Below are 14,600 nucleotides of genomic sequence, written 5' to 3'. Positions count from 1 at the left end.
TATGAAAAAACAATATAAAAAAATGTTTAAGAACACTTCCTTTTATACTTTCCTATTAGTGCTATTGATGATAAGTAATGCTTTTGGACAAGTTATAAATAAAGTTCCTTTTACATTGAGAACATCATCAATGGCACCCGAACCATATAAAAATAAAAGCATTTACAATCTACGAGGAGATTTTACAATGATAGGTAATGCTAACTTATTTGATAGTAGAGTATGGGGAAATAAACCAAAAGATGCAAATGCTAATAATGGTTTAAATAGCTATATGGCTTTTTATAAATTACCAAATGAGATAAGTAGTATTAAGAACTCATCTTCCTCTACTTTAGTACATCCTTCAGGATTTGACGCAAGCTGTACTACTATAGTTTATGTGGGCTTATATTGGTCTGGAAGAGGGGATAATACAGATGCGGATGTTTTACCAAATGGGTTAAACAAAAAAAAGATAAAGCTGAAACTACCAGGTCAATCGTCATACCAAGAGTTAACAGCAAACGGTATTTATAAAGGAACGTCTACTGAAAGTGGGATATACTCATCATACGTAGATATCACTGATAAAGTTCGTGCATTAGGAAATAATGCTTGGGGAACGTATAGCGTTGCTGATGTAGCTACTACTATTGGAGATGGCGGTTCTGTAGGATATTTCGGAGGATGGGGAATGGTTGTGATCTATGAAAATTCGATGATGAAATGGAGAGATATTACCGTTTTTGATGGTTATAGCTTTATAGAAAGTAGTAATGAACAGTATAGGACTGGGATATTAAATGTTCAAGGATTTAGAGCAGCGCAGAATGGAAATGTAAATATTAAAATGGGGATGATGGCTGGTGAAGGAGATAGTCCTATATCAGGAGATTCATTTGAGATTAAAAAAAGACTTTCAAGTGACTGGGAGAAATTGAAACATTCAAGTAATGGAGTAGATAACTTCTTTAATTCTACTGTTTTGATATCGCCTAACACACGTGTGCCCAATTATACCAATAACTATGGGACTGATATAGTAATGTTTGATTTGGGAAATACTGGGAATAAGTTCATTGACAATGGACAAACAGAGACCAGTTTTAGATTTGGTACAAATCAAGATACTTACATTATTTACAACATAACATTTGCTGTGGATGCATATGTGCCAGAAGTTGAAGCAGAGAATAATATTTTAACAAACAATGTTGTACATAATGCCAGTATAGTTCCCGATCAGCTGTTAGATTTTGAAATTGCATTGAGAAACAAAGGAACAGAAGCCGTGAAGAATGGTAAATTAGAAATCCCTATTCCTCCATCAATGCATTTTGTCTCTGCAAGCGTTGATCAAACATTACCTGTGAAGGGAACTGTTACTTGGACACATCCAAATTCTACAGATTCAAATATAACACCCGGAGGTACGCTGACTTGGGAGTTTGATCAGAATTTACCTTTTGGAGATATTTTAAAAATTCTGGGAAAACTAAAGTATAAATTAAGAGTATCTAATGATTGTACCTTACTAACTACTTCAGCGAATGGTTGCATTTTAAATATTAATATAAATGGAAAAGTAACAGGAACAGGAGTTACTTCTGGCAATGCAGTTAATGCACCTTTAGTACGTGGATACGGACAAGGAGCGTGTCCTGCACCAATATTTGATGATTTGCAATTAAAGATTATAGTGGATAATTCATTTTTAGCAAATTGTCCTAATGAGATTATAAATAACGAACGTGTGTTTACTGCTTTTTGTGCTAATGTCAGTGACGTTATTCCGCGTAGTGATGTTGTTAATTCATATCCAGCAGGAACAAAGTTTTATAGTCAAGAACCAGGTACTTCAGGTTACGAAAGCTCAATAGTTACAGGAGATTTTCCTTTAAGTACTTCAGGTAAATTATTTTACGCAGTGGTTTTAGGAGCACAGCAAGGATGTTATTTGAAGTTAAGGACAGTATTAGAAAACATAGAAACAGTACCAACTGTGTCATCTGTGCAAGTGTGTGAAGGAGAGTATTATGAGTTGAATAACCAATTATCAGCTAATGGAGTACAAAGAGGGTTAAGTCTATATTATTTTGCAAGTGAAAATGCTACTGTTCCATTAGAAAATATTCCTAATCCTACACAAGTAGGAAGTCATATATATTATGTGTCAGAGGGTAAAGTTAGTAGTTCAGGAAGTTGTTTTGGAAACAAAGTAGCCTTTAATATAACAATCAATGAATTACCTGTAATTGACTCATTACCTGTTATATGGGAGTTTTGTCCAAATGCAGATGCAACATATCAATTTACTTCAGATGCAAACCAAACTATTATTTGGGAGTACACATTATCATCACAACCAACAGTTTGGTATAGTTTACTTTTAGCTCCGTTAGGAAATAATGTACTAACAGCTAATCAAGGGGAATTAAAAGTTTCTCATGCAAATAGTATGATTGATAAACTACAGATTAGAGCTAAAGTTATAAATGAAAATGGTTGTGCAACTTACTCAAATCCAATGCTTTTATCGTTAAAATCGTGTAATGCAATTACTAATCCATCCTTGCCAAGTAAGGCAGGTAAATAGTTTAAAGTATGAAAAGCAAATTAAATATAACGGAAGTATTATTGTTTGGATTAGGTATAATGCTAACAATAACGAGTAATGCTCAGAATCCAAATAATGAATATTTTGTTAATGCTGGACTAATGAGTGTTGGGACAGAAGGAGTTGTGGGAATTGGTTATGATTTTTCAAATGAAGAAAGTGCAAGTGTAGTTACTGATGGAACCATTTATTATTATAGAAATTTTAGTAATGACGGAACGTATGATATTACTATTAATAAAAAAAATAGTAAAACAATATTTACTCGCATTGATGAAGAATATGGGACACAAGAACTTACAGGAAATGGAGTAAGTAATTTTCACGATGTCGTGTTTGACAACGAACAAAATACGATAGCCTTTGATTTGAAGAATAATATTGATATCCACGGTGAAGCAAATTTTAAACAAGGAATTGTTAAAGTTGATTCAACAGAAAATGCAAGAACGCAGTTATCAAAAGGTATGGTTAGTTTTTTAAATGGTTCAACGGTAAAAAATGTGAGTGATAAAAGTCACGTAGAAGGAGTTGTTGAGAAAATAGGAAACCAAGATTTTACGTTTCCCAAAGGAGATGAAGGTTATTATAGACCCGCAATAATAACGTCTGCAAGAAATGAATCAGATGTATTTACAGGTAAGTATACTTTGAATGATTATGCTTTCTTTAGAGCACGTTCTACTGCTGCAGGAGTGATAAACAAATTAGATAACAAAGAGTATTGGATAATTGAGAAAGGGAGCAATAATAGCAGTGATATTATATTGACTTTAAGTTGGGATGATAGAACAACACCATCAGAATTACTAACTAATCCAGAGCGTGATTTACGTATTGTTAGATGGGATACTAAGCTTCAATTGTGGGTTGATGAAGGAGGAATCGTTGATGTGTCAAATAAATTAATTACTACTCCTACTACAGTCAAAGGGTATGGTTTTTTTACACTTGCTACAGTTAAAACAGATTGGTTGATTGAAGGAGATGTTGTTATTTACAACTTGGTCAGTAAAAACGATGATAGTAAAAACGACTATTTCTTGATAGATAATATATATAAATTCCCTAATAACACGGTTCAAATTTTTAATAGATGGGGAGTAAAAGTGTATGAAACAACGAACTATGATTCAACAGGAAATGGTACTACAAATGTTTTTAGAGGCTACTCAGAAGGAAGAGGTACAATTGCTAAAAAAGAACCATTACCTACAGGAACATATTACTATGTTGTGTCTTATGAATATAAAGATGCATCAGGAACACGAATGATTAAGAAAACAGGGTATTTACACTTAGACACCCAATAAAAACAGAAAGAGATGAAACAATATGACAATGTTAAAATCGGCATATTCAGTATCTTACTGTCTATTGGTGCTGTAGGAACTGTATTTGGTCAGCAAGACCCTCAATATACTCAATATATGTATAATCATGCTAATATTAACCCTGCCTATGCAGGAAGTTTAGAGTCTTTAAATATTTACGGACAATATAGAGCACAATGGGTGAGCCTTGATGGAGCACCCAAAACTGCAACTATGTCTGTGACATCAGCTATAGGCGATACTGGCCTTGGAGTAGGAGCTCATTTTTACAATGATAGATTAGGAGCTATGACAACAAATAATTTTGCGATTGATATTTCATACTCAGTTGATTTGAACGTAGATTATAAATTAGCATTTGGGGTAAAAGGATCTGGGAATTTATTGGATGTTGATTATAGTAAACTGAATATTTATAACCCTTCAGACCCTGTAACACAGCAAAATATTGATAATAAATTTACTCCAAATATAGGAGCAGGACTTTTCTTATACTCTGAAAAAGCTTATGTAGGTGTTTCAGTTCCTAATTTTTTGACAATGACGCGCTATGATGATAATTTGGTGAAGACAATGAGGCAAAAGATGCATTACTATTTAACAGCAGGGTATGTATTTGATGTTAACGAGTCTTTAAAACTAAAACCAAGTGTACTTATAAAAGCAGTTGAAGGAGCTCCTTTGCAAGTAGATGTATCAGGTAATATGTTGTTTAAAGAGAAATTTACCTTAGGTATTGCTTACAGATGGGATGCATCAGTTAGTGCATTAGCTGGTTTTCAAATTACAAAAGGGCTATTTATAGGGTATAATTATGATATGGATACCACAAAACTTAGTAATTATAGTGGTGGATCACACGAGGTTTTTATGAGATTTCAATTGTTTAATTTACCTAATCGCACGAAAGCGCCAAGGTTCTTTTAAAGGTAATTATGATGAACAAAAAACTACTTAATATCGGACTATTTATTGCCTTTTTTATAGTTAATCCATGCGTTTTTTTTGGACAAATTAGACAAGATAGAAAGGGAAGTAAACAATTTGATAACTATGCTTATAGTGATGCTATAGAGACATATATGAAGATTGTGAAAAACGGAAAGGCAACTTCCCAAACATACGCGAAGTTAGGAGATGCTTACTATTTTAATGCAAAATTACCTGAAGCGAATCAGTGGTATGACGAACTGTTTAAGTCAAATGATAAGGAGGTAATTGATGGACAGTATTACTTTAGATATACTCAAACTTTAAAAGCAGTAGGAGATAAAGAGAAGGCTGCAGAGATCATGCAGTTTTGGCTCAATAATTACGCTACAGAGAAGCAAAGAAGCTATTATCAAGATCAAAGAGTTAACGATTATGGTCTTATTGAGAAAAACAAACAAATGAAGCTTAGTATAGTAGATTTTAATAGTGATTTCTCTGATTATGGAGCTTTTGGAACTAATGAAGGTGTCTTTTTTACTTCAGCGAGATCAATAGGAAGTAATAAAAAAAAGGTTGATAGATGGACAAGAGAACCTTTTACAAGCCTGTTTGAAGTAGGGACAATGGCAAATGGAGAAGTTGTGGCAGTAGACTTAGAACCAGCGTTGAAATTGGTAAATCAGTCAACTGTTGCAATTTCTAAAGACGGGCATACGATGTTTTTTACGAGTAATAGTTTTAATCGTAAAGGAAAAAGACGATATAATAAGAAAGGTACTTCCTTGTTAAAAATTTTCAAAGCGTCAAAGTTAGCAAATGGTACTTGGGGAAATATTAAAGAATTGTCTATAAACTCGGATAACTTTAATACAGCTCACCCAAGTTTATCTCCTGATGAAAAACTCTTATATTTTTCGTCTGATAGACCAGGAGGCTTTGGTGAATCAGATTTGTATAAGGTGGAGTTAAAGGATTTAACTCCAGTAGGTCAAGTTGTGAATCTCGGAGAAGGAATTAATACAAGTGAAAGAGAAACATTCCCATTTATAACAGATGATGCCTTATATTTTTCATCAGATAGCCGAATTGGTTTTGGTGGTTTAGATATTTTTAAGGTGGATATTCTGAGAAATGGTACACTGGGTGAGGTTAAGAATTTAGGAGAAAATTTTAATAGTGCATTCGACGATTTTGCCTTTTTTAAATTGAATAAAAGTACTGGATACCTTAGTTCAAATAGGCCAAATGACAAGTTTAAATCGGATAATATATATATTTATTCGCTTTGTATCACTGAGCTTTTTGGACAAGTTAAAAATGAACAAACACTTGAGGGAATAGGTGAAAGTCAAATTAAAATAAAGGGGAATGGAAGGGAACTTAAATTATTGACTAATGCGTCAGGTGGCTTTTATACAGAAGATTTATCATGTGGAGAAGAATATAATCTCTTAGTAGAATCAGTAGGGTATGAGTCTAAAGTTATATCACTAAAGTTTAAAGAAGAATCAAGCGTAATTAAGCAAGATATTTTACTTAAACAGATAAATAATGCAAAGTGGGAAGATATTGTTATCGAACCAATCTATTTTAATTTTGATAAAGCATTTATACGCTCTGAGTCTATAGCTACTTTAAATAAGATTTTAAACGTATTAGATACTTATAAAGATGTCATTATTGAAATACGTTCACATACTGATAGTCGTGGTACGCAGGCGTACAATTTAAACTTATCAAATAAGAGAGCCTTGGAAACAGCTAATTGGTTGATTTCAAACGGAGTTGATAAATGGCGTATTATTTATAAGGGAGTAGGAGAGTCTGAACTTCTTAATGAATGTAAAGATAATGTTCTATGTACAAATGAAAAACATGCAATTAACAGACGAAGTGAGTTTAATATTATAAAAAAGCAATAAACAACAGCCAATAATATCCCCCTTTTCTTAGCTGAGAATTTTTTAAATAAAAAATCAGTAAGAAAGAGAAAGAGTGCAAAGCGCACTCTTTCTTATTTTGCATATGTTTTTTTTAAATATAGTGCTTCAGAGCGATTGTTTATTTCAAGCTTTGTATAAAGATTTTTAACATGATATTTGACTGTACTGACTGATATAAAAAGCTTTTCGGAAATTTGGTTGTTGCTCATTCCTTCCCATAAACACGTTAATACTTCTGTTTCTCTATTTGTTAGATTATACTTTATTTTTAGAGAATCTAAAGGACTTATTTGTTTATTGCTTTTAATTTCTTCAGATTTTTTATCAAGTACAATTAAATAATTATCAATTTCTTCTCTATAAATTTGATTTAAGTCTTGAAGATCTTTTACTCTGTAGATAATTGCAAAAGTTATAATAATAGTTTCTAAAGCGCTTACAAAACGGAAAGCATTGATATTGAAGTATCCAAACTGTTCCATATTTATATTCATAAATAAAACAAATCCAATACCAAAAAGAATCATAGCTCCAAAAGAAATTAATAAGAAACGGGCATATATATTCTTTTTTATAAGTGTTGCTGCAAGTATAAGGCAGAAAAAAGGACTTATAAAGCTTAGAATAGTAATTAAGTCAAGTACAAATTTATAAGGAAAAATAGTAAATATTATAGAAGCCAAAAAAGTAATAGAAAATAGTGAAATAAAGATTACTCTATATTGTTTGAAATAGTTTCTACTGTCAAGAAAATGAACAGTAAAGAGGCAAGCTAATAGAGAAGTAATAGGAATATTCCATGCTAATAAATATTTCATTTGGAATTGGCCATTAGAAATATAATAGATCATTCCATCTTCATAAAACAAGGAAATAAAGATGCAGAATTGTAGAGCAGTGTAACTCAAAAATCGCTTATCTCTAAAAATAAAATAGAAAATAAAGTTTACAATAATTGAGAGTGTTGCTATACCATAGTAATAACCAATGTATAATAATTGCTTTGCTTCGTGTGCCGCAAATAAACTCCGTTCAGTAGCAATTACTTTTAAATTTTCAATTGTATTTTGATGGAGGTTTAAGTAATATGTTTGATTATCGGTTATTATATAGTATTGGGCATATCTGCTTCTAACAAGATTGTCTTTACTATTTAAGTTTGGTTCAATAAAATGTAAATCGTTTCTATTATAGATATACATATCGTAAGAAAAGATATGAGCATTGGGTATTTGATATATAATTGGAGCGTAGATATTTTCTTTTTCAAATTTACCTTTTATCCAAGTATTGTTTAGTGAGTCAATGGCTATCATTAAGTTAGTTGAGCCATTAAGAGGACGATAGGTTAAAGATTCTATTTGTTGTTGAAGGTTAGTTGATATTTTTGCTTCACTATAAGTAAACTGAGTTAATATTACAATAAACAAGATAGACTTCATTAACTTTTTTAAATTAATAAGCTTCATTTATTAGGTGTTAGTGTGTGGTATTCAAATGTAATATTTTATTGTATATTTTTATTTTAAAAGTTTGTAAATCAATTATTTATGCGAATTTATTTAAGAAAAATTAATAAAACATTTAAAATTAGTTTTTTTATACAAATACATAGATAATTTGTTCTGTTATATTTAAAATACTGATTTTAAGACATTTGTTTTTAAAGAGTATTGTAATTGAGATAAAACAAAAAGGGAATTTATTAGTTTGTCAAGTGAAGATGTAGAATGGCAAAAAATATCCACTTATATGTTTGTATTTTTTAGATTGACTTTTTTATTTGTTTGGAATCACACGGTTTTGCTGATTTCAAACCTGTTACTTTTTTTCTTTGTATAGAAGTTATACTACAATAATTATTAGACTTTATTTTTCAAGCTGTTTATAACGATCTAAAAATGTATAGGTTACTATTTCGTATAATTTCGAAGTTGTTCTAAACCTTTTTTTTATTGGTTTTAGGTTTTAAAAGTGAGAAAATCAAAGATGGTTGAAATTGTATTTGTGAAAAATATTTGTATTATATGATTATTCTTTAATCGTTTGTTTTTTGTTAATGTTCTGGTTTTTAGTCTTTTGTCTTTTTGGGTTTATTGGTTTAGAATAAATTTATTCACATTCTGTAAATAAATAAGATTGTTTTATTGCGATTGGTATAGTATTTGATTTTGACGATTTAACAAGTCTTACTTTAATATTAATGAATATAGTATCAGTAAACAGTAAGGTTAAAATTTAAAGTAAAACAACCTTTTTGATACTGATTATTGTAAAAATATGTGTTGTATTAGAGATAAAATAAACTCTTGAATTTTCCAATTCTATATTCTGATAGTAGGACAAGGATATAGTCGTCTTTTAGTTTAAAAGCTAAGGAAGAGATTATTCAATAAAATAAAAATAAAGTCAAATGAATAGAAATCTATTACCGTTATCATTGCTGTTTATGTCGAGTATTGCTGTGGCACAAGTAGGAATAGGTACTCCCAATCCAGACAAATCAGCAATGCTTGATATAGAGGTGTCATCAAATAACTTAAAAGGGGTTTTAATCCCAAGAGTTCCTCTAAAGTCCTTAGCAGATAATACTAATATTAATAATGGAGTGACAGCTAATAGTTTATTGGTATTTAATACAACTCAAAATTCCGAGTTAAGTGTAGGGTATTATTATTGGTTTGAAACCACTTGGATACGTTTAATTACAGATCAAGATTATCTGTATAGAGATATTCCTAAAAATGAAGAATTTGCAGTAAATCAGATAGAAGAAACGCTATATCTAAAAGATTCTTTTCAAAATACGGTATCTGTACCTTTAGTAGATGTTAACATTTTAACTACACTGGAGAATAAAGGGAAGGGGAAATATGTTTATACTTCTGAAAACGGTAGTGAAACTCTTGTTGACGTAGTAGGAGATGTTATCAACAATTTCGAGGAGATCATTAGTAATGAAGACGTTCAACACACTTTAAACGAGTATTTCAACAATGCTTTGCCTTTGGGTAACGTAACCTACGTTAAAGAGGGGGATAACTTTGTGTTTAAATACTTAGATGAAAAAGGAGAGAATCAGGTAATTGATATTTCATCTATTGTCAAAGCGAATGAAACTGTTACTACGATTACTCCAGAGGTAAAAGACGGTAAAAAGACAGGTAAGTACGTTTATAAAAACGAGAGCTTAGATGAAGTAACTATTGATGTAGTAGGAGATGTCATCAATAACTTCGATGAAATCATTAACAATGAAGATGTACAAAATATCTTAAACGAGTACTGGGAATTACATGAACCAATTGGAAATGTAACCTACGTTAAAGAGGGAGATAGCTATGTGTTTAAATACATCGACGAGAATGGAGATAGCCAAGTGATAGATGTAGAGGCAATCGTAAAGAAATATGAAACTGTTACTACGATTACCCCAGAGGTAAAAGACGGTAAAAAGACAGGTAAGTACGTTTATAAAAACGAGAGCTTAGATGAAGTAACTATTGATGTAGTAGGAGATGTGATTACTAACTTCGATGAAATCATTAACAATGAAGATGTACAAAATATCTTAAACGAGTACTGGGAGTTACATGAACCAATTGGTAACGTAACCTACGTTAAAGAGGGAGATAGCTATGTGTTTAAATACATCGACGAGAATGGAGATAGTCAAGTGATAGATGTAGAGGCAATCGTAAAGAAATATGAAACTGTTACTACGATTACTCCAGAGGTAAAAGACGGTAAAAAGACAGGTAAGTACGTTTATAAAAATGAGACCTTAGATGAAGTAACTATTGATGTAGTAGGAGATGTTATCAATAACTTCGATGAAATCATTAATAATGAAGATGTACAAAACGATTTGTATTTAACAGTTGCTAATAATGGAAAGAAACTATCATCAGATAATTCAATTACTGTTGCATCTGAGAACAAGGCAGTATTACAAGATATAAAAATTGCGGTTGCGATTGAAGGAATTCAAACAACACACTTAACTAATGCAGCTGTAACAACAAGTAAAGTAAAAAACAGTGCAATTAATATTTATAAAATCAATTCAGGGAAAACATTTAATGAAGAGGAAATAGCAAGTAACTTTGAAGAAGGTGAAGTGCTAACAGCAGATGGTAAGGGAGGTGTAATATTTAAAAGACCAGAAATGAAAAACACATTGGTAGATTATTCTTTTGAAGAACAAGTTACAGGACAAAAATGGATAGGTACTGATAAAGAAGTGATTCAGAGAGTTTTTGAAGTAGAGTTTTCTCAAGCCGAGAATAAAGTAACATTAGATGGTGACTTTATAGATGTTGTATTAGATGCGAGATTTATAAATCAATCAACCAATTCTTCTACGCGTGGCTTAATTAAGAAAGAGATTGTAAATGGCAAAACAATTCTAACACTTGGGACACCAGGAACTTTAACGGTGAAGCATCCCAAAGGGAAATACTATCTTATATTAGAGTACGTGAAAAAATAAACATAAGGGTGGTTATTTCAAAAGTAATCACTCTTATTAAAAAAGGGAAAGATGAAAAATAAGATATATTTATTAATAAGCATACTTACTTCATATGTAGGTATGGCACAGATTGGTATCGGTACAGAAAATCCAGAAAATGGAATCGAAATAGAAGGAAGTATAAGATTTCGAAATTTAGAAGAAGGAGACTTGAATGTATTTAACAGAGAAGTTCTGATGGATAAAGAGGGAAAGTTAGGATACTTAGAAATTGAAAACGATCGTTCTTACTTTGTTAAAATGATTTATGATGAAATGGAAGATAGTGTTGTGATAAATAAAACAGATGAAAGTAAAGATCTGTTGTTAGATATTGAATTAGAATTATTACCTAATACCATTTCTGTATTCGAAATTCATTACAATGTTCCTCTTTATTTTGAAGTGAAGCAAAAAGAGTCTTTTCACGAAATTCCTTTAGTTAGTGAAGTTGGAGTTAGGTTGATGAAAAAAGAGGAGGGTAAAGATAATAGCTATGTTAATTTAGTTGAGGGTAATAGAGCACTATCTTTATCAGTAGACTTTGAAAATGCTTCTCGTAAATTTGAATATAGAGATATTTTTATTGAAGGGATGAATGTTCAAGAAGTCGTAAACTCAGGAACAGAATTAAAAAAAATAAGTTATAAATTAATGAGTTATTCTAAAAGTAATCAAGGAGTTATACAATATGGGGCAAATGGTGATAAAGGATCAGGTGTAGGGATGATGTTGGTAAAAGTATATCACAAACCTTATTATGGGAATAAAAATAAAATGTAAAAAAATGAGAAGGATAATTTGTGTTTTTTTGATGTTTTATGGCTTTGTTTGTGTAGCTCAAGTGGGAATTGGAATTGAAAATCCAACAGCAGCAGTTCATTTTGGACAAAATGTAAAACTAAAAGATATAAGTAATGTAGTTGGGTCGATGGAAGAATATCCACAACACTTAATTGCTGATGAAAAGGGAAATTTAGCAGTGTTTTCAGGGTTGCCAACTAATTTACTGTTTAAAAATGTTGTCACAAAAAAAATGAATGAAATAGTAGAAATTTTTTTAAATGATGTGCAAGGAGGGAATAATTACGATTATACCGAGAAGGCTCTAAACTTGAATACGTCTATTGTAATACCACCAAATAAAACTTTTGTATTTGAAGTAACGTATAGTGTTCCTGCAATGCTTCCAGGATTCGGAAACCCTAAAGGAGAGTTTGGTGTATTTGCAAAAAGGAAACTTGGAAATCTTGAATTTGAAAAGATAGAAGAGTCAGTTCGTGTGTTTTCTCCTACTTCAAGAACACCAGGTACAGCAACAGCAAATGGTAGGGCTGTTGGTTTTACTTATGTAGATACGGTGCGCAATGATACTGATCAACCTCTTGAAGTAATTTATGATATATATGGATTTACTGATCATATCAACTTAAGTAATTATAGAATTATATTTGGAGCTTATTCAAATAGAGGTGAAAATTATAATTGGGGAAAAGGATTGCTGATGATTACTATCAATGAATTATTAAAATAGAAGAGATGAACAAGTTTATATTAATATTTTTCAGTTTATTAAGTGTTTCTGTTTTGGCACAAGTGGGAATAGGAACAGAAGATCCCAAAGTGAGTTTAGATATTGATTACAAGGGGGTTAAAGTAGAAAAATCAGAAGATAGTTTTATACGTTTAGAAGGTTTGGAGAGAAGACAGGATTACTTGCGAAAAATAATTTTAAACACTGAGGGTGATGTAGCAACAATGGACTATGAGGATGATAACTTTAATCTTAAAACACTAAAGTATGCTAAAAGTCAAAAGACAATTCACACAGAGAAAAGCGCGAATGTAATGAAAGACCAGAGTAATGTTAATGCACATATTGATATAGAATTGGATATAGAAGTGATTTTATCTCCAAATACAGAGAATATTATTTTTCTGGAATATGACGTGCCTATCTATATTTATAATAATGTTGATAATAATTCAAATAGCGATTTAAATTATGATTTAATGGGGAAAAAGGTAAGTATTGGATATATGGGAGTAACAATGGTTAAAGTTGGCGATGATGGTATACTTGGTGAGTTAGATCAAGGATCGAGAAAAATAACAAATTATCAAAATAGATCGTCAATAGAAGGGGATAATTTGATGGGGGTATCTATTACAGGTAAAGCAGTTGATCAAATTAGAAATACGGAACCAGTAGAGAAAAAAGTGATGTATAAATTATATGCTTACGTTGAAAAAGGAAACTCAAGTCCAAATAAGGACATATACTTTGGTAATGCCAAAGGAGAGATAGAGTCTTTAGGGCAAGGGATTTTTAATGCTGTTGTTTATGAAAAAGTTATTTCACGAATTAATTAATAAAGTTACCATAGAAATAAGAGGGTTAGTATAAATTATTTTCTAACGAGAAAGTTTTAGTTAGTTGTTTATATTGATTACTTCATATAAGAACTTCAGGCTGTATAAAACTGTAGTAACACAGCTTTTAAAATACTATTGTGAATACTGTCTATTCTAAATAAATAGAGTATAATTTATACAATTAATAATATGTGACTAAAAAAAAGTAAATTTAATTTTCAAAAAAAGTGAGCTAAGAAAAAGTTACATATAAAAGTATCTAAAAAGCAAAAGTCTACAAAAAGTCTACAAATCCAATTCAATAAAAAAGCCTAACTATTTAAAATCAAATAGTTAGGCTTTTTTTCTGTGGAGTCGCCGAGAATCGAACTCGGGTCCAAACAAGCAATCAGGAAGCTTTCTACACGCTTAGTTCCTTATTAAATTTTCGATTGTGAGCTTGGCAAGAAACAGCCACTCACAACTTAGTCTCTAAGATGTCAACCTATGTACGAGACGCTCGTAGGTTTAGGTTTACTTTACGGTTCCTCTGGACAAAGCGCCATAAACCAAGGCTCTTAAGAGGAATCTAGCTCTCCCACCTGGTGGGAACTAAAGGCAAATCTTACTATAATTCAGATTAAGCAGCTAAAGCGTAATTATTTTCGCCGTTTAAAAAGTTCGTTACATGATATTTACGAGCTACATAACAACGCTCGACGTGCTTACTAACTAATTCCACTCGCTGTCAATACCGATCGACCCCTTTGTTTACTTAGTTTAGTAACTTGTGGCAAAAGTACAACAATATTTGTTTTCTTCAAAAGATTCTTAATAATGTTTTAACTATTGTCATTTTCTTTCTACTTTTTTGTACAAGTCAGAAATAATTCTATATTTGAATTTCCAACCAAAACCAAACA

At 31.2% G+C, this 14,600-nt stretch carries 9 protein-coding genes and 1 other RNA gene; 8 read left to right on the top strand and 2 right to left on the bottom strand.

Going from position 1 to position 14,600, the window contains the following annotated elements:
- Position 1: 1 nt before the first annotated feature.
- The 4 genes from GQS07_RS11670 to GQS07_RS11655 are packed head-to-tail and all read left to right on the top strand — an operon-like array spanning position 2 to position 6,788.
- Complete coding sequence (locus GQS07_RS11670; RefSeq protein WP_158210966.1) at positions 2-2,578, top strand: hypothetical protein; 2,577 nt, start codon at positions 2-4, stop codon at positions 2,576-2,578.
- An 8-nt stretch (positions 2,579-2,586) separates the two neighbouring features.
- Positions 2,587-3,912, top strand: a complete 1,326-nt coding sequence (locus tag GQS07_RS11665) for a gliding motility-associated C-terminal domain-containing protein (protein WP_158210965.1) — start codon at positions 2,587-2,589, stop codon at positions 3,910-3,912.
- 12 nt (positions 3,913-3,924) lie between these two features.
- Positions 3,925-4,860 (top strand): type IX secretion system membrane protein PorP/SprF, encoded by a 936-nt coding sequence (locus tag GQS07_RS11660; protein ID WP_158210964.1) that lies wholly within the window; start codon positions 3,925-3,927, stop codon positions 4,858-4,860.
- Between the two features lie 8 nt (positions 4,861-4,868).
- Positions 4,869-6,788 (top strand): OmpA family protein, encoded by a 1,920-nt coding sequence (locus tag GQS07_RS11655; protein ID WP_158210963.1) that lies wholly within the window; start codon positions 4,869-4,871, stop codon positions 6,786-6,788.
- Positions 6,789-6,880: 92 nt separating this feature from the next.
- Here GQS07_RS11655 and GQS07_RS11650 read toward each other — a convergent pair whose 3' ends face one another.
- The gene (locus GQS07_RS11650) at positions 6,881-8,278 is read right to left on the bottom strand and encodes a LuxR C-terminal-related transcriptional regulator (protein ID WP_158210962.1); all 1,398 of its coding nucleotides are present in this window, start codon (positions 8,276-8,278) and stop codon (positions 6,881-6,883) included.
- A gap of 944 nt (positions 8,279-9,222) precedes the next feature.
- Between GQS07_RS11650 and GQS07_RS11645 the strand changes: the two genes are divergently transcribed.
- Genes GQS07_RS11645 through GQS07_RS11630 form a run of 4 tightly spaced genes read left to right on the top strand, consistent with a single transcriptional unit; the run spans position 9,223 to position 13,695 of the window.
- Positions 9,223-11,301 carry a hypothetical protein gene (locus GQS07_RS11645; protein ID WP_158210961.1) on the top strand — a complete coding sequence of 693 codons (2,079 nt, stop codon included), beginning with the start codon at positions 9,223-9,225 and terminating at the stop codon, positions 11,299-11,301.
- A gap of 51 nt (positions 11,302-11,352) precedes the next feature.
- On the top strand, positions 11,353-12,105 hold the full coding sequence (locus GQS07_RS11640; protein WP_158210960.1) for a hypothetical protein: 753 nt from the start codon (positions 11,353-11,355) through the stop codon (positions 12,103-12,105).
- Between the two features lie 4 nt (positions 12,106-12,109).
- Positions 12,110-12,856 (top strand): hypothetical protein, encoded by a 747-nt coding sequence (locus GQS07_RS11635; RefSeq protein ID WP_158210959.1) that lies wholly within the window; start codon positions 12,110-12,112, stop codon positions 12,854-12,856.
- A 5-nt stretch (positions 12,857-12,861) separates the two neighbouring features.
- Positions 12,862-13,695: a hypothetical protein gene (locus GQS07_RS11630; protein WP_158210958.1), complete on the top strand. Its 834-nt coding sequence runs from the start codon at positions 12,862-12,864 to the stop codon at positions 13,693-13,695.
- Positions 13,696-14,044: 349 nt separating this feature from the next.
- On the opposite strand, the gene ssrA is transcribed toward GQS07_RS11630, so the two are convergent.
- Positions 14,045-14,443, bottom strand: a transfer-messenger RNA (tmRNA) gene (gene ssrA / locus GQS07_RS11625).
- Between the last annotated feature and the right edge of the window lie 157 nt (positions 14,444-14,600).

The sequence above is a fragment of the Myroides phaeus genome (assembly GCF_009799805.1).
GTDB classification, from domain to species: Bacteria; Bacteroidota; Bacteroidia; order Flavobacteriales; family Flavobacteriaceae; genus Flavobacterium; species Flavobacterium phaeum_A.
This window is presented reverse-complemented; position numbering and strand designations above follow the sequence as displayed.

Excerpts from the sequence above, each read along its gene's own strand:
- GQS07_RS11630 (WP_158210958.1), top strand. The coding sequence starts at position 12,862 with ATGAACAAGTTTATATTAATATTTTTCAGTTTATTAAGTGTTTCTGTT.
- GQS07_RS11645 (WP_158210961.1), top strand. The coding sequence starts at position 9,223 with ATGAATAGAAATCTATTACCGTTATCATTGCTGTTTATGTCGAGTATT.
- GQS07_RS11670 (WP_158210966.1), top strand. The coding sequence starts at position 2 with ATGAAAAAACAATATAAAAAAATGTTTAAGAACACTTCCTTTTATACT.
- GQS07_RS11660 (WP_158210964.1), top strand. The coding sequence starts at position 3,925 with ATGAAACAATATGACAATGTTAAAATCGGCATATTCAGTATCTTACTG.
- GQS07_RS11650 (WP_158210962.1), bottom strand. The coding sequence starts at position 8,278 with ATGAAGCTTATTAATTTAAAAAAGTTAATGAAGTCTATCTTGTTTATT.
- GQS07_RS11665 (WP_158210965.1), top strand. The coding sequence starts at position 2,587 with ATGAAAAGCAAATTAAATATAACGGAAGTATTATTGTTTGGATTAGGT.
- GQS07_RS11640 (WP_158210960.1), top strand. The coding sequence starts at position 11,353 with ATGAAAAATAAGATATATTTATTAATAAGCATACTTACTTCATATGTA.
- GQS07_RS11635 (WP_158210959.1), top strand. The coding sequence starts at position 12,110 with ATGAGAAGGATAATTTGTGTTTTTTTGATGTTTTATGGCTTTGTTTGT.
- GQS07_RS11655 (WP_158210963.1), top strand. The coding sequence starts at position 4,869 with ATGATGAACAAAAAACTACTTAATATCGGACTATTTATTGCCTTTTTT.